The organism is Pseudoalteromonas sp. MMG033 (assembly GCF_057197785.1).
This window is the reverse complement of sequence record NZ_CM170070.1, coordinates 4,243,362-4,260,346: the sequence shown is the minus strand read 5'-3', so window position 1 is coordinate 4,260,346 and position 16,985 is coordinate 4,243,362. Positions and strand designations below refer to the sequence as shown.

General features: G+C 40.8%; 14 protein-coding genes and 1 tRNA gene. 11 read left to right on the top strand and 4 right to left on the bottom strand.

The annotated features are described in order from the left end of the window. Window positions 1–40: 40 nt before the first annotated feature. From AC2CZC_RS18570 to AC2CZC_RS18540, 7 genes are all read left to right on the top strand, one after another. The gene (locus AC2CZC_RS18570; protein ID WP_231098034.1) at window positions 41–265 is read left to right on the top strand and encodes a LapA family protein; all 225 of its coding nucleotides are present in this window, start codon (window positions 41–43) and stop codon (window positions 263–265) included. Next, window positions 262–1,398, top strand: a complete 1,137-nt coding sequence (locus tag AC2CZC_RS18565; RefSeq protein ID WP_484582945.1) for a lipopolysaccharide assembly protein LapB — start codon at window positions 262–264, stop codon at window positions 1,396–1,398. Before AC2CZC_RS18570 ends, AC2CZC_RS18565 begins: the two co-directional genes overlap by 4 nt. Before the next feature lie 39 nt (window positions 1,399–1,437). Then, entirely contained in the window at window positions 1,438–2,142 is a 705-nt protein-coding gene (gene pyrF / locus AC2CZC_RS18560; RefSeq protein WP_063359859.1) for an orotidine-5'-phosphate decarboxylase, read from the top strand. 159 nt (window positions 2,143–2,301) lie between these two features. Further along, on the top strand, window positions 2,302–3,639 hold the full coding sequence (locus AC2CZC_RS18555; RefSeq protein ID WP_484582944.1) for a DASH family cryptochrome: 1,338 nt from the start codon (window positions 2,302–2,304) through the stop codon (window positions 3,637–3,639). Further along, window positions 3,629–5,077, top strand: coding sequence for a cryptochrome/deoxyribodipyrimidine photo-lyase family protein (locus tag AC2CZC_RS18550; RefSeq protein ID WP_484582943.1), 1,449 nt, complete (start codon window positions 3,629–3,631; stop codon window positions 5,075–5,077). The genes AC2CZC_RS18555 and AC2CZC_RS18550 overlap by 11 nt, the downstream gene beginning before the upstream one ends. A gap of 5 nt (window positions 5,078–5,082) precedes the next feature. Continuing rightward, window positions 5,083–5,229, top strand: a complete 147-nt coding sequence (locus AC2CZC_RS18545) for a DUF2256 domain-containing protein (RefSeq protein ID WP_484582942.1) — start codon at window positions 5,083–5,085, stop codon at window positions 5,227–5,229. Window positions 5,230–5,232: 3 nt separating this feature from the next. Further along, window positions 5,233–6,804 carry a cryptochrome/photolyase family protein gene (locus AC2CZC_RS18540; RefSeq protein WP_484582941.1) on the top strand — a complete coding sequence of 524 codons (1,572 nt, stop codon included), beginning with the start codon at window positions 5,233–5,235 and terminating at the stop codon, window positions 6,802–6,804. Here AC2CZC_RS18540 and AC2CZC_RS18535 read toward each other — a convergent pair whose 3' ends face one another. The 3 genes from AC2CZC_RS18535 to AC2CZC_RS18525 all read right to left on the bottom strand — a co-directional run bounded on the left by AC2CZC_RS18535 (window position 6,805) and on the right by AC2CZC_RS18525 (window position 12,239). Beyond that, the gene (locus AC2CZC_RS18535; RefSeq protein WP_484582940.1) at window positions 6,805–8,001 is read right to left on the bottom strand and encodes a hypothetical protein; all 1,197 of its coding nucleotides are present in this window, start codon (window positions 7,999–8,001) and stop codon (window positions 6,805–6,807) included. 85 nt (window positions 8,002–8,086) lie between these two features. After that, complete coding sequence (locus tag AC2CZC_RS18530; RefSeq protein ID WP_484582939.1) at window positions 8,087–9,697, bottom strand: trypsin-like serine protease; 1,611 nt, start codon at window positions 9,695–9,697, stop codon at window positions 8,087–8,089. Between the two features lie 247 nt (window positions 9,698–9,944). Beyond that, window positions 9,945–12,239, bottom strand: coding sequence for a TonB-dependent siderophore receptor (locus AC2CZC_RS18525; RefSeq protein ID WP_484582938.1), 2,295 nt, complete (start codon window positions 12,237–12,239; stop codon window positions 9,945–9,947). A 449-nt stretch (window positions 12,240–12,688) separates the two neighbouring features. Between AC2CZC_RS18525 and AC2CZC_RS18520 the strand changes: the two genes are divergently transcribed. The 4 genes from AC2CZC_RS18520 (at window position 12,689) to bamJ (ending at window position 14,372) form a co-directional block, all read left to right on the top strand. Continuing rightward, a complete protein-coding gene (locus AC2CZC_RS18520; protein WP_484582937.1) occupies window positions 12,689–13,060 on the top strand; it encodes a hypothetical protein in 372 nt (123 codons plus the stop codon). An 82-nt stretch (window positions 13,061–13,142) separates the two neighbouring features. Beyond that, window positions 13,143–13,233 (top strand) — tRNA-Ser (locus AC2CZC_RS18515). A gap of 50 nt (window positions 13,234–13,283) precedes the next feature. Further along, complete coding sequence (locus AC2CZC_RS18510) at window positions 13,284–13,652, top strand: hypothetical protein (RefSeq protein WP_063359851.1); 369 nt, start codon at window positions 13,284–13,286, stop codon at window positions 13,650–13,652. Window positions 13,653–13,754: 102 nt separating this feature from the next. Beyond that, window positions 13,755–14,372, top strand: coding sequence for a BamJ family beta-barrel-assembly machinery protein (gene bamJ / locus AC2CZC_RS18505; protein ID WP_063359850.1), 618 nt, complete (start codon window positions 13,755–13,757; stop codon window positions 14,370–14,372). Window positions 14,373–14,424: 52 nt separating this feature from the next. Here bamJ and AC2CZC_RS18500 read toward each other — a convergent pair whose 3' ends face one another. Beyond that, window positions 14,425–16,842, bottom strand: coding sequence for a methyl-accepting chemotaxis protein (locus AC2CZC_RS18500; RefSeq protein WP_484582936.1), 2,418 nt, complete (start codon window positions 16,840–16,842; stop codon window positions 14,425–14,427). Between the last annotated feature and the right edge of the window lie 143 nt (window positions 16,843–16,985).

Below are 16,985 nucleotides of genomic sequence, written 5' to 3'. Positions count from 1 at the left end.
TCGAGTTGTTAAAAAGGGACTACTTTTGGTGTTGCTTTTAGTGGCGTTTGTAGTAGGCACACAGAATCCGAATGTTGTTGAAGTAAACTTTATCGTTGCAAGTGCCGAAATGCCGTTAGCGACACTACTGAGCTTATGTCTGTTTTCAGGTATAATTCTTGGTGTTTTGTTTAACTTAAGTTCACTCGTAAGGTTAAAACAAAAGAATCGTCAGTTACATAAAACGAATAATTTATTGTTGAATAAAGATCAAAGCCAGCCATGATCGAGCTTTTGTTCTTGCTGCTTCCTGTTGCCGCTGCTTATGGTTATGTAATGGGAAAGAACAGTGCTAAAAATTTGGCACATGAGCAAAATAGAAAAATCACATCCGAATATAGTAAAGGCCTGAAATTCTTACTTGATAGAGAAGAAGATCAGGGTCTTGAACATCTAATACAGCTGCTAGAAGTATCAGCTGATTCTGTAGAGCATTACTTAACTCTAGCTACCTTATTTAGAAAGCGCGGTGAGCTTGATAGGGCAATCAAAATTCATGAATTACTCATAGAGCAGCCTAATTTAGATATAGAATTGGTGAAATCCTGCCGGCTGGAATTAGCAAAAGATTATATAATGGCCGGGTTATTAGATGGGGCAGAATCTAACTTAGTCGTTTTAGTCAAAGCGGGTTTTGAAGATGCTTTGGAGCCCATGATCCAGCTTTATTCGCAAACGAGAGACTGGCAAAAAGGTGTCAATATGTATGAAGCATATTCGGACCTATTTTCTGATAAGGCCAGTTGTGCTGCAATTGCAAACTTTTATTGTGAAGTTGCAATTGAATCAAAGAATATCAAATTTTTTGAACAAGCGACCAAGCTCAATCATCAAGCTATCAGACCTTTATATGAGTTAGGCCTTGATGCACACGGTCGCCAAGATAATGTAAAAGCAATTTACTATTGGCGCAAACTGACTTCCGAATTCCCTCAAATCGCACCTCTTATCATTAACGATCTTCAAACCTGCTATGAGAGCTTAAATATCTCAGAAGAGTTTTATGACTTGATAGGTGAATTACTCCCGAACGCTGGTGTAACAATAAAAATAAAGCATTGCCAGGGATTAGTAGAGTCTGGGAAAGTAACAGAAGCGATAGTATTTTTAACTGACAGCTTAAAGCGAGAGCCGTCAATAAGAGGGTTCAGTTATTTACTGCAACTTTTGAGTGCCAAAAATGTAAAAATTCAAGATGTATTAGAAGAGATTGATAACCTCGTTACATCTTACATATCCACTAAGCCTGATTATCAGTGCAACAAATGTGGCTTTACCAGCCATAAACTATACTGGTTATGCCCATCGTGTAAAACGTGGGAGTCAGTTGTGCCAAGTCGAGGCTTAGATGGTTATTAATATTGTATGTGATTCTTTTAAAAGAAAATTAAGGTAATTATGTCAAATATTGAACAAAAAAAAGTGCTAATTGCATTAGATTATGACAACGAGAGTGCGGCTTTAGCATTTGTGTCTCAGCTTTCACCAGATGAGTGTCGTTTAAAAGTAGGTAAAGAGATGTTTACTTATTTTGGCCCTCAGTTTGTTAAAAAGCTAGTAGATCTAGGATTTGACGTATTCCTTGACCTGAAATTTCATGATATCCCAAATACGGTCGCAAAAGCAGTCACTGCTGCTGCGGAGTTAGGTGTATGGATGGTTAATGTGCACGCCAGTGGTGGCACAGAAATGATGTCAAAAGCCAAAGAAGCGTTAAGTAAATATGGTGATAAGGCCCCTTTGCTTATTGCTGTTACTGTTTTGACAAGTATGGATCAAGCTCAACTTAGCAAGTTGGGCATTGATAAGACACCACAAGAGCAAGTGCTTTACTTGGCAAAACTGGCTAAAGAGTCAGGTTTAGACGGGGTAGTGTGTTCAGCGCAAGAAGCAGAGACATTAAAAGCACAGCTTGGTAATGAATTTAAGCTTATTACTCCTGGGATCAGACCTGCTGGCAGTGATGCAGGCGACCAAAAGCGTATCATGACCCCTGCAAAAGCTATTGAAGCTGGCAGCGACTATCTGGTGATTGGCAGACCGATCACTAAAGCTGAAGACCCTGCAAAAGCATTGAGAGATATAAACGCCAGTATTTCTTAATTGAATACTCGTTAGGTCTGTCTTGGACCTGACGAGCCTCTCTTTCCCGTCATCAATGCTCACCGCTATATTCGTTATATACTTTATAAATCTAGATTGATGTTTGATGCGTACAAATGTGCTTAATAACCATTTGTAAGGCAGGGTTAAACAAGCATCATGAGTAAAGCTCTATACTGGTTTACCGACGATTTGAGGCTTCAAGATAATTTGGCGCTCAATTCCACTCTTTATGCATCTAGCAGCATCATGTTTATTTATGTTCTAGATGAATCTCTATTTTCGGCAACAAATTTTGATCATGTACATCTAGGTGAAAAACGGCTTAAATTTATTCAACAGTCGCTGAGCGATTTGTCTGAGCAACTGCAGCAATTAGGTTACGAGTTATATGTACTCAAGGGACACAGTAGAGAAGTCATAAATCATGTGATTACCCAAATGGGGATTGAAGTTGTCGGTAGTCATCTAGGCTGTGGCTATGATGAGCGAACAGCCTTCGAGCATATAAAATCAGATAATGGAAAGCTTCGATTTATACACCAGCACAATAATCTGTTGTTCGGTCCACAGCAGCTTGAAGACAAAGATTTAAGTGGCTCTTTTTCAAAATTCAGGAAAAAAGTGGATAAACTCATGGTCTCTTCGTGCGTTGAAGATACCTTTTCAGAGACTTTACCATTGCCATTAGTTATAGACCGTACTGTGATAGATAAGTATATGTTCAAAGTAGACGGGTCAATGGCTAATAATGAAGGTCTGATCCAAGGTGGTGAGAGAGCGGCGCTTGATCACTTAGAAGAATACTTTTCTACACAAAGCGCATCGTCATATAAAATGACTCGTAATGCATTGGATGGAAAGTATAACTCTACGCAATTTAGCCCGTATTTGTCCGTTGGTAACATCTCACCAAGACAGATCATTAATAGGCTCGATATGTATGAGCAGCAGCACGGTGCAAATGACTCTACTTATTGGATCCGCTTTGAATTGATGTGGCGGGACTTTTTTCATCATAAGGCGATTCAAAAAGGGGGTAGTTTATTTAAGTTTGCAGGAGATAAAGGAGCGCGCCCCTTAACAACTTATTACCCGCAGCGATTCAAACGTTGGTGCAATGGCACCACTCAGTTCCCACTTGTCAATGCATGTATGAAGGAGTTGAATGAAACTGGCTTTATGTCGAATCGTGGCAGACAGATTGTCGCAAGTTGCTTGGTTAATGAACTCCAAGTGGATTGGCGCTATGGCGCAGCTTATTTTCAGCAACAGTTGATAGATTATGACGTCGCCTCTAATTGGGGAAACTGGCAATATATTGCTGGCGTCGGTGATGACCCGAGGGGCGGAAGACATTTTAATATTGAAAAGCAGGCGCAGATGTATGACCCCGATGGCGCATTTCAGGAAAAGTGGTCTAGCTGTTCCAGCCTATTCAGTGAAGACGTTGATATGGTCGATTGGCCTGTAATGAGTGCAAAGCATGGCTATTAGTGTTGTCTGGTTAAAAAGGGACTTGCGTTTACAAGACCATGCAGCACTGTATAAGGCGGCAAAAACAAATAAACAAGTGCTTTTATTGTATTGCTTTGAACCGATTATGATAAAAGATGAACACACTTCTCGTCGCCACCTTAGGTTTATATCACAATCCCTCGAGGATATTTCAAAGCGAATTGACTGTGACAGTCTCTATTGTGCCTATGGGAATATCATTGATGTGCTTGAGCAGATCAACCAAGAGGTTGGCATAGATGCATTGTACTCCCATCAAGAAATAGGGCTTGGCTTCACTTTTGAAAGAGATAAGCTCGTCGCAGCTTGGTGTAAAAAGTTTGGTATAAACTGGGAGGAGTTTCCACAAGGCGCTGTGATCAGAGGACTTAAAGCAAGAACTTGTTGGGATAAAAATTGGCAAACCGTGATGCGTGAAGCCACGCTCGATATTGATTGCGCCGAGGTTAATTGGTTTCCAATTAGCGAACACTTTTCCATGCACGTAGATATTAAGCGGTTTCAGTATGAAGCTGAGGCTGTGCATTTTCAGCAAGGTGGTGAGTCGCTGGCTTGGCAGGTCATTGAGTCATTTTTTAATGAGAGGGGCAAAGAGTATGCATTTTCTTTATCAAGCCCTGAAAAATCTCAGCAACATTGCTCACGGTTATCTGCACATCTCGCTTGGGGAAACGTGAGTCTTCGGCAGGTATATCAAACAGTTTTGGCCAATTGGAAAAAACCACATTGGCGGCGTTCACTTGTTGCTTTTACGTCAAGGTTGCATTGGCATTGTCACTTTATGCAAAAGTTTGAAAGTGAATGTGATATGGAGTTCAGGTGCGTCAATCGTGCGTATGAAGGCATGCCAAGGGTAAAGGGAGATCAAGCCGCTGTTTGTCTAAAAGCATGGCAAGAAGGGTACACAGGTGTGCCCATGGTTGATGCGTGTATGCGCAGTTTGATAAAAACTGGGTATCTAAATTTTAGAATGCGCGCCATGTTGGTGAGTTTTTTATGCCACCACTTAGAGCTTGACTGGCGTGAAGGGGTTACACACCTTGCTAAATTGTTCTTAGATTTTGAACCTGGGATCCACTACAGTCAGTTTCAGATGCAAGCAGGGGTAACAGGGATAAATACGATCCGTATTTATAACCCGGTAAAGCAAGGTGAAGATAAAGATCCTGAAGGTGTATTTGTGAAAAAGTGGGTACCGGAATTAGAAAATATACCAGCCCCCCTTGTGCATGCACCATGGGATTTAACAGACATGGAGCAAATGATGTATGGCATTGAGCTTGGTGTTGATTATCCAAATCCAATCGTCGATTTAAAAGAAAGTTACACTCACGCTCAAGCTCTTATGTGGCATTGGAAAAAGCGAGAGGATGTTGCCATTGAAGCCAAGCGTGTTTTGGCAATACATGTAAGGTAAGCGCCGTGCATAAAAAAGTAAATCTACCCAGCAAAATATGTGTTACATGCAAGCGTCCATTCACTTGGCGAAAAAAGTGGGAAAGGGATTGGGCTAATGTCAAATATTGTTCTAAGCGCTGTGCTTCAAACCGTCACAAAGAGAGTCAATAAAATATGTCTCAAACTTATCAAACACTTCGCTTAATTTTAGGCGACCAACTTAATGCAGGCCATAGTTGGTACAATACCAAAGATGAAGGCACCTTGTATGTGATTGCTGAACTGAATCAAGAAACCAGTTATGTAAAGCACCATGTTCAAAAGGTATGTGCATTTTTTGCGGCGATGAAAGCATTTTCAATTGCACTGCAAAAAGCGGGGCATACTGTGATTCATTTAACGCTGGACGATACCCACCAATTTGCAACATTACCAGCGCTTCTCAATAGCGTGATAGAAAAATATTGCATAGCAAAATTTGAATATCAATTGCCAGATGAATATCGGCTTCGAGAGCAACTAAGTACTTTTTGTGCACAAATAGACATCGAGAGCGGTGCCTATGAATCTGAGCATTTTTATTTATCAGATAGTGAGCTTTCAAGCTATTTTAGTGCCGGTAAAAAGCATAGATTAGAAGCGTTTTATCGAAAGATGCGGGTGAGATTTAATATTTTGATGGATGGCTCAACTCCCTTTGGTGGAGAGTGGAACTTTGACAGCAATAACAGAAATAAACTCAAACAAAAAGACCTATCGGACATACCTGAACCGCTGGTTTTTGCCAATGATGTAAGTGATATATGGGAAAGGTTGCAAAGGCATCAGGTAAGTACTTTTGGCACATATGAAGCGAATAGCCTCTGGCCGATAACCAGAGCGCAAGCAAAAGAGTTATTGTGTTCGTTTTGCGAGACTCAGCTACCCAAGTTTGGCTTTTTTCAAGACGCGATGACTTGTAAAGCTGATGATATGTATACAAAAAAACAATGGAGTTTGTATCATTCAAGGCTTTCTTTTGCGCTCAATAGTAAAATTATTAGCCCTCAGTTTGTGGTTGATACGGTAGTCGCTTATTTTATGCAACATCAGCAGGAAATAGATATTGCGCAAGTAGAGGGCTTTGTCAGGCAAATCATTGGTTGGAGAGAGTTTGTTCGTGGGATCTATTGGGTAAACATGCCGCAATACGCTGAACTCAATGAGTTAGATGCAAAACGAGATTTACCTGACTGGTTTTGGAATGGCAAGACGCATATGAATTGTCAAAAGCATGCGGTGAAGCAATCTCTCGATTATGCATATGCTCATCATATTCAGCGTTTAATGGTAACGGGGAACTTTTGCCTGATTGCGGGTATTGACCCAAGGCAGGTGGATGATTGGTATTTAGGTGTCTACATCGATGCGATAGAGTGGGTTGAAATGCCAAACACTCGAGGTATGAGTCAATTTGCAGATGGTGGCATAGTTGGCTCAAAAGCCTATGCAGCCAGCGGGAACTACGTGAACAAAATGAGTGACTACTGCTCAGGCTGCCAATATGACATCAAGTCCATTGCTGGTGACAATGCATGCCCATTAAACTCTCTATACTGGCATTTTATGGACACGCATGAAGATAAATTTTCTTCTAACCCTCGTAATCGCATGGTATATGCTAATTGGCGTAAAAAAGCCCCTGAACAAAGGGCATTAATCATGGAGCAAGCAGCATACTATCTTGATAACCTTAATAAATTGTAATTATTGGTGTTCAAAGTAGATGCGATAAGTACTGGACCAAATAGGGTAATCGACATGAGTGGTGTAGCAAATGAAATCATCAGCAGCTATACCACTTACATTAAGTAGATACCTAAGCTTATTTTTTTGTTCTTCCAAAAGTTGACTGTGAGCAAAGTCATTTTCAAGTGGTGTTATTTTAAGTTCAGGAAATTCAGGAAAACGCTCTGTCCACAGGTCACTTGCCTTTAATTTGCCCTCTTCAACTTTTTGATTACTGTGATAGCAACCGATATTGACGGTACTACATTTGTCTATTTGCTTTTCAAGTAAAACAAGCATAGTGAGTTTTTTTACTGGGTTTTTAATCGATAGGCTGGTTGAGCTGCATGGACTGTTTCGATCCAAGGGGTTGACGACTTCGTCTGGGTTATTAAACACAAAAGTGACATCGCTATTTTGGTTTGGCAAAGGGTCGAACACCAATCCAGAATTACTGGGTGAATAGGTACTAAATGCATTTAAAAAGCCAGGAGTTGAAAGCTCTTTTGAAACACCCAGTGTGAACTCATTGGGCTTGAGGGCACTACTTGCTGTGATTTCGACTGGGCCACTGAAATGTTCAGGGTGCGGGTGAGTGTAAAACTGCACGAATGGCACTGCGCCCACAAGCCTATTTATACCTGACTTACTGATAAGTGCGACTTCTTGTAAATAGCTTGGATCGTTCTGATTTTCACGCAAAATATAGATGCAAAAAACCTCTTCAACACTGAATTTTAATAAAGCTGTAGCTGCGTGATAGAGCTGGGCTTTATGCTTTGATCCTTCTGTTAGCACTTCACTATTTTTGGGTTCTTGTAACAAGCGTTTTAGGTCTGCATGGCTCTTAGCGTTGCTTTCTATACATTGAGAAAATAGATCTACGACTTGATTAACTTGGCTCATCAATACTGAGGGAAGTAGGGGAGAGAGCTTTTCACAGAGCTGCTGCAAAGCTTGTGTGCCGGGTAGTTCAACCAAAACTTGTAAGCCATTATTGGCCTTGCAGGCCGCAAAAAAACGTTGGCTGTTCGAACGGTTATAATCTAAATGCTTTGTGAAACCGCCAATTGTGTGTGCATGCTCAGGCAAAGCATGACTGACAGCTAAAAATGTTTTTTGGATCCGCTCACCTAAGCGAGTTAATTCTGTTCGGTTATGTTGATTAAGTCCCATGCTCTCTTTTGAGGTAATTTTTGGTATCAGATTACATGGGACTTAGTCGCTTTAAAAGTAAAATTTACATTTTACTATCAGTTTGTTAATTGCAAGGTTGGATCCGCGTCCAAGGTCCCCAGTCATCAGAGTTTGCTGGGTTTTCGCCTTGTACCCACCAGTTTGCTTCATAAATGACATTGTCATGAGCCACTCGATCACCTTTGAAGTACACTTTCTCGGCCGACCAGTTAGGTAATCCATTACAGCCGCCAGAAACCTCTCCTACAGAAACAACTTTACTTGATGTTGCTGATTGTCCTTGGTTATTTTTTGCTGTAAGCGTAATAGTGTATTGTCCTTTTACTGCATAGGTGTGTGTTGGAGAGGCAGCTGAACTTGTTTTACCATCGCCAAAATTCCACGCGTAGGACACGGCACCTGTACTCTGATTTTGCAATGACACCGTTAAATTGTTTTTTGTAATAGTAAAGCTTGCAACTGGCACTGGATCAGATGAACCGTCGCAATCACTGCCTTTACGCCAAACATTGCTGTATAAATCTGGTTGCGCACCTTGAGACCACCAAATTGCTTCATATACAACACCATTGAATGTCACCTTGTCGCCAGGTGAATAACTTTTCGTTGCTAACCAGTTTTCTCCACAGCTAGGCGGGGTTCCGACACGGACTACCTGAGAAGTACTATTGGTTTGTCCTTTTGTGTCAGTGACAGTTAACGTGACATTATATTCCCCATTCGAGTTATAATTATGACTTGGGTTTTCAGCGCTTGAAGAGGCGTTACCTTGGCCAAAGCTCCAGTCAAATTGAGTAATACCTTTGTCATCAGTTGAAGTACTGGTGAAGTTAACCATTGTACCATTAACGCTATATCTAAAATCAGCGACGGGTGGTTTATCATTCGGAATATCAATAATGCCCGTTTTTTGCTTGATCCAATCTAAATAGCTGGTGGTACGCGTAAAGGCAGTTGCGCCCTGGCAGGCAATTCCCCAACTCACAGTGCCAATGCTGTAAAAATCACTTCCAACACGCACTGCATAGGGACCGCCACTATCACCATTACATGCTGAACGGCCACCTTCACCACCGCCGCAGATGACAGAGCCTGGAATAGAAAAATTGAGTAAAGAGCTACAACTATTGTTGCTAATGACTGGTAGATCAGCTTCGCGCAGAACATCGCTAGGTCTGCCTCTGTTTGAGGTTAAACCCCACCCAGATACTGTGACATAAGCACCAACATTAGCATATTGTGACTCAATTGCTGCGGTTGGCAGCTTAGCAGGTGTGTATTGGTTTGGAGCAGGTGAGGCGAGTTTTAACAATGCAATATCATAGCCTGAGCGTATCCCATTGGCACCACGCCATCTCTCATGGTTTATAATCTGAGATACTCTGATTGTTTGTCCATCGCCACGGCTAATGGAGTGGGCACCAACCCGCACTGTTAAACTTGATGTAGACGCGCTGTCTAAGCAGTGAGCGGCTGTTAATACCCAGTCGGGGCTGATCAGTGTGCCGCCACAGCCTTGGCGACCATTCATCAATAAAGCTACTTGATATGGTCTTGAATATGCAGGAGTTTCAATCCCTCCAACGACATTCGGTTGAACATCAGTCGGTGGTGTAGCATATGCATTTAGTGCGGCGACTGTGAGTGCAGATAGTAATAAATTAACCTTTTTCATGATGTATCTTTTCCTTCATATGCTCGAAATTGAGCTTTTATATGAATAATCTGAGATACACTTGGCTTTCAAGTGGTGGGCGAAAAATAAACAGAGGTAAGACCACGGATTTTTTAGCAATAAACTTTAACTTAAGTAACACTAACAGGTATTTGAGTGTAACAATAATTTTACAACGGGGCTGCTTGGAAAGGTCAAATAAAAAAGCGAGCTTGTATGCTCGCTTTAGACCCAGGGGAAGGAAGGGTTAGAAATTGTATCTCGCTGACAGCTTCCAGTTTCTTGGTTCGCCCCAAGTAACGCCGCCGTTCCATGATGAGATGCTATTGTAATAGCTCTTATCAAATAGGTTATCGACATTAAGAGATACACTTAAATGATCTGTCACATCATAGCGTGCCATTAGGTTAAATAAGGTGATTGAGCCATGATCACGACGTTCTGGAACTGTAATGTTGCCATATACTAGTTCGCCCCATGGTGTCATTATGTCATCGTATACACCAGTAGGCTTAACGCTATCTACCCAGTAACCATCTTTCCAGTTCATGCCAATACCAACGGTTAAGTTCTCTACTAGACTTGAAGGCTGGTATGTGGTGTACAAGTTAAATAGTTGTTTTGGCACTTCAGTTTTGAGCTGCTCACCATCTTGATCTTCAGATTTTGCGTAAGAATAGCCTGCATATATATTGAAGCCTGGGAAGACTTCTCCGCTAACTTCAGTTTCAAAGCCGCGTGTTTGCGCGTCGTCAACGAGGATAGTTGCCGTGTTGCCTTCAGGTGTTTTCTGGTTGACGGTCGGATCTTTGATAGCGACATTACTTTTATTACTTTCAAAAATAGCGAAAGAGAAGTTCAATAAGTCTAGTTCAGCTTTTAATCCAGCTTCAATGCTGTCGCCTACAATAGGTTTTTGCAAATTGTCATTTTTGTCGTATTTGTCTTGAGGCTCAAATGCATCTGAATAGCTTGCGTAAACACTGTAATCATCATTAATATCGTAAATCACACCCGCATAAGGAGTTATTTCGTTATCAACTGCGAAGCCAGATTTGTTTTCAAAATCTATGGTATTTGTTTCTCTATTGGTTCCAAAGTTAATGACTTCCCAATCTGTTCGCCTTGCACCAATGATTGTTTTCAAATTGTCGGTGATAGATAGTCGCGTTGCAATATAAATACCGCTACTGTCATGATTTGACAGCTTGTTAGGGTGCTTATCTTCGAAAGGATAATGAGGAATGTCACCTGTCCAAGAATAATAGTTAATCTTGGAAATATCACCGATGGCAACCTCTGATTGCTTGTGTGAATTACCAATGTTTGTTCTATCACGATCGAAGTTATTAAAACCTACAATGAGATCATGTTCACGACCTAAAAATTCAAACCCGCCTTGAAGGTTGATATCAAAGGTCTTTTGGACATCTTCTGAGCTACTGATGACAGCGCTGAAATTATGATCTAACCTCGTGGAACCGTCTTGGTTGTAATAGTCGAAATCTGCAGGGTATAAGAAAAATAATTCTCCGCCTTGCATATCAATGGTGTTATATGTAGCAATTGCATTTAGCTGCCAACCATTGTCGAAACCATGGCTAATCGAGGTGAAGTAAGTTTTTTCTTTCAGTGGCCATGAGCTGTTTTGTGCGGTTAAACCGGTGTCACTTCTTTTTGGATTGAATAAACTGCCATCTGCGAAGTAGTAAGGTGCTGCATGTGAGTTAATGACACCTCTAGAAGCGGTATCAGCATACTCATAGCCAACGCGAAGTAATGTACTATCAGCTAGATCGGCCTCTGCCGTCATATAAATAGACGTTTTTTCTTGACCGTATCGATCTACAAATGAGTCTCTATCATAATGTGCTGCAGCTATACGTCCTCGAATACTTCCGTCTTCGCTCAAAGGTGCTGATATATCAAGCTCAACGCGATTGTTATTCCACCTACCGGTTGTTGCGCCGACATAGCCGTCAAACTTTTTACTAATTGCACGTTTCCTAACAAGGTTGATGGTTGCAGTTGGTGAACCAACGCCAGTCATGAGACCATTTGCACCACGCAGTATTTCTACACGTTCATAAGCAATCGCATCACCGTTAACATCTGATCTTCTGCCACCAGGAAACTGTTGTACACCGTCAATTTGAATAAGGTTTACCGAATCACCACGTACAATAAAATGAGGACGGTCATGGCTTCGAGAAGTACTCGCATAAACACCTGTGGTGTGTTGCAAGATGTCTTTAATGTTAACTGACTTCCAATCTTCTAACTGTTGTTGTGTGATCACTGAAACCGACTGCGGTGTTTCTTTCAGTGATAAAATCATTTTAGTTGCCGATTTTGTCGCGGCATCAGAATAATTACCAGCGGTTGAAGCCGTTACGTAAATACGTTCAATTTCATTCGCTGTTTGAGCGCCGTCAGGTGCCGATTCTGCGAATACCTGCGTGCCTGTGAGAGCGGCTGTTAATGCAAGGGTGACAGGCGCTAAACGAAGTGTTTTTGAAGATTGAAAAGTAGAGTTGTCCATAAAATCCTATCCAAAGAACAAATATATGTCATGAACCAATTTGATATAAACGTGATAGAGACAAAGGAAATGGCGTTATTTCGTCTGTACCAAATATGGTGCTAAATGATAACGGTTTGCATTATCGTTACAATTCATTTGAAGTCAAGCTGAATCGGATGCTATGGCATGATTATTTGTCATATATTAAGTTTTTAATATAACGAGAGATTTTGATATAAATTTTTTCACTTTGTTTATGTCCTGAATGAATGCCGCTTTGATTATAAATCCGGGCGACAAAAAGTTTGGCTGTTAGAGCAAGGTAATATTGATAATAAAGTCTCATTAAAGTAGTAAAATAATTCATCATCCCTTGGTTGTTTTTTAATCTGCGTTTGTTAATCTAGTAAGTCTTAGTATGGATGTACCTAGTTTGTTACCTGTGAATAAATATAAGAAGATAGGTTATGGGAGATTTATTTCTAAAGAGACGAGAGAATTGGTTGGTATGGATAATTTGGGGGGCAGTGGGGTGTCTTATTTGCCACTATTTACTAAGTTATGTCAGCAATGCTTGGTTTTCACTTACTTCGCCAGCTTTTTTACTTATGGTTTTGACCGCTTGGATGAACTTTAATAAACGCTTTGACTTTTTTGCTGCCTTGAAAATATTCATGGTGGTGGCGTCTATTTCAGTTATTCCATTGTTGGCGAAAAAAGTGAGTAGCTGGGAAGAAGTGATCCACATTGCTGTCGATTCTGGCGCTTTATTTTTATGCATTGTATTTGTCAGTGTTATTTGCGCGCTGTTGGCAAGGCGGCCGAAACAATATTACTGATAAAAGATTTGAAAACTATTGCGCTAATTTCAAAAAACACTTTACATATTTATGAATAGCCTTTAATATGCGCGCCAACAACGGAGAGATGGCTGAGTGGTTGAAAGCACCGGTCTTGAAAACCGGCATACGTTAATAGCGTATCTAGGGTTCAAATCCCTATCTCTCCGCCACCTCATTCCCAAAACCGCCTAACGGCGGTTTTTTTCGTTAGGAGAGTTCAATGGCTCAAGATGTTGTTAAACATTGTTCATTATGGATTGTCTTTAGCTTCTTTTATTTAAGTGGCCTACAAATGGCTGTAATTATGTCAATTGATGGTCAACCTCAACCTACCATTTGGAAAACCTTATTTTATACCTTCTTGTATAATGCACTTATAGGGCACCTTATAACTAAATACGAAAAGCTATGGCCATTTTTAGCTTCAATCGTGATATCTATATTTGGTGTTGTTGGTTTTGGTGTCTATTTTGACGATAAATTAGCAGGCTATAGTAATGAGTTAATCATTGGTTTAGTTTTATCTCTGCCTTTTGCCACCTTCTTGGTCAAACAATTAAAATCAAAAAGTTTAGAGAATAACGCCTAAGGCATTATAAATAGGGCGTGTATTTGCTTAGCGCCCTATAAGTTACCTGTTGTCTGTGCTACACTGCGCGTCCTTTTAGAATGATAAATAAAGTGAATTTATATGTCAGATTTATTCAACACAGACGCTGGTAAAGCGAGCTACGGTATTGGTCTTCAAATGGGTGAGCAATTAAAAGCTAATCCTTTCGAAGGTCTTGACTTAAACGCAGTTTTCGAAGGTATGAAAGACGCTTACACTGGCGGCGAGTTCCGCGTTGAGATCCCTGAGATCCAAGCTGCTTTCGAAAAAATCAACAGCGAAATTCAAGCACGTCGTGAAGAAGAAGCGAAAGTTCTTGCTGCTGAAGGTACTGCTTTCTTAGAAGAAAACGCTAAGCGTGCAGAAGTAACAGTAACTGAGTCTGGTTTACAGTACGAAGTTGTTGCTACTGGCGAGGGTGACAAGCCTTCTGCTGATTCAACAGTACGTGTTCATTATCACGGCACACTAATCAACGGTACAGTATTCGATAGTTCATATGACCGTGGTCAGCCTGCTGAATTCCCAGTAAACGGCGTGATCAAAGGTTGGACAGAAGCACTTCAGCTTATGAATGCTGGTACTAAGTTGCGTCTATATATCCCACACGACCTAGCATACGGTGAGCGTGGTGCAGGCGCATCTATCGCACCTTACTCAACACTAATCTTTGATGTTGAGCTTTTAGAGATCCTATAATCTAGGTTTTCTTTAAAGTTGCATGCTCGGTACGCACTGAGCATGCATATTTCTATTGATCGAAAAACTCATAGAGCTCTGAAAGCGTCGTCTTTCTTTCGTTATTCTCAACCAAAAACTCCATACCATAATAGGTATATTCTTGGTTTTTCTCTTCTTTTCTAACAACTCGCGCTGACACTTTCATCGGAGCTTGATTCATATATTCTTTATAGTTTTTTCTTGGTAAGTACATGATCAGTGTTAAATTCGTATCAATATCGAGTTCTTGGTTTAATTGTTTGCTTAATGTCACACCACATCCAACGCAGCTCAGCTCACGGGTAATTGTTGAATAGTCTTTATCCTCACAAATAATCTTAATTTTAATTTTTGCTTCAAGTCTGTCAGAACGTCTTTTTTCATGGCGCTTTCTGATCGCATCTTTATCTTCATCAAAGTGAAAGCCATCCATCAAATTGTTTACTAGCTCTGAAGTTTGATAAAGATCCGCACCAATCATAGAGACCATTTGTGCCTTTTCGGCATTTTGTTGAAGGGAAGAAAACAGGTGCTGTAGCTTGAGTTGCATTTCATGCATTTGATGACTCTGTTGCTCAGAGCGGTGGGCTATTTGATCATTTGCCGAGATAATGCTGTCGATAGTATTGGTCATTGCTCTCAAGGCTTGACCACTTTCATCTGAGCGCTGTTTACTGACATCAACTTGATGGATGATATCTGTCATTAAACGTGTAACATCAACGACTTTATGGGTAAGCTGGGAAATTACGCCTCTAATTTCATCTGTTGAATTAGCAGTTCTCTGTGCCAAACTTCTTACTTCGTCTGCCACAACTGCAAACCCACGGCCTTGTTCACCAGCTCTAGCAGCTTCGATAGCGGCGTTTAGGGCAATTAAGGCTGTTTGATCCGCAACCGTTGAGATTGCATCTGTGACAGACTCAATTTGTTCGCTAGCTGATTTAAGTTCTTCAACACCCGCAGATGCGAGCGTAACGACTTCAACCGTCCTTACCATTTCGTTTAGGTTACTTTCAACGGCTTGTATGCCTGTATCTGCTTCAGTTTTGGCTTGCTCTAATACAACTTGGCTTTGCTCAATGGCTTGCCCAGACTCCACCAATAAATCCATAAATGACTCGATGACTCGCATCACTTCCGAATAACTCGCGTTTTCATTTTTAGCCACGGTGCTTATTTCAGTTGCAATGGCTGCAACTTGGTGTGCGGAGTGGCCAACCTGTCTTGACTGTCTACGCACGGTAGAGATAGTCGAGGATAAGGAAAGCGTCATATGGTTAAAGCTCTCAGAAAGTTGGTTCAATTCATCGTCGGAGCGGATCACAAAGTAATCTTGTTTGGTTTTAAAGTCGCCGACTGAAATGTTTTGTGCTCTCCCCAATAAGGATTTGACTCGATTACGTAATTTACTGCTAAACATGACACTTATCACGCCTGCAATGATAATGGTTAATATGGAACTTAAAGCAAGTACAACAAACATGTTTGAAAGTGCATTTTGCGTATCATCAATGCCTTGTTTGGTGACCTGCTCAACGTGTTGGTTCATTTCGCGAAGCTCGTCAAAAATTGTTTCGGTCAGTGGCTTAATGGTATTACTGAGGTGGTTTGTCGCAAAATTAGACTCGTTACTGGCTTGTTTTTCAAATGCTAAAATTGTAATTGGCGCAAGCTTTTCTCGCTCTTCACTATAAGCTTCCCAGTACTCAAGCTGCTGATCAGTGAAGAGCTCTTCATAATCATCAAGAATTGAAACAAAGGCGTCACTGTTTTTAAACCATGCTTGGTCGAACCCATCAATGTTTTTTTGTTCGCGCGTTAACAAAAATGCGCGCAGTTCAGAAATCGCTGTCGCAAAGCTTACTTCTGAGTCAACAAGAAGCTTAAATAACTCAATTCTGTCTTCATCTAACTCTTGTTCACTCTCTATTTCTATCATCTGCGCGAGGAGCTGCACCATTGACTCCGCAAGTGGGATCGCGTCTGTGACTAACAGTTTCACTGCTGGTTCATTATCCAGTGTATTCGCTATGTTAGAAATGATCTGTTGCTCTTGTTTAAGCTTTCTTAAATTTGCGTTGATTATGGAGAGCTTGCTGTCACTGAATCCGGTTTGCTTTGCAAATTCACTCAGGCTTGAAAAGTCTTGATCTATAGCCTTCCACGCTTCATCGCGTTTGGTAATTGCCGTGTTACGTGATTGCACATTGCTGCCAGTAATGATTTGTTCCTCAAGCGCAATAAGTGAATCTAAAATGTGCATTTTCAAATCTGAATTGACGTTTACAAGTGGAATGGAAACTGACGAGACTTGCGTAAAATTACTGGCGAGCGTGCCTGTACTTAAATAGACAAAGAAGTTACTGAATATACCTAAAGAAGTAATTATGCCAAACGCTAAAAGCATTTGCGCGGCAATGCCCGGAACGAAACGAGAAATTTTCATATTGTGTCGTGAGCTCTGATTGTTAGTAGCCTAGGCAGACGGTTTGTACCTAATTAATTGGTTTTAATAAACTTTTATTAAAAGCTACTAATTTTTTGATTTATTGAAAAATATAGACAATCCTTCGGTAAGGTCAAAGTTTA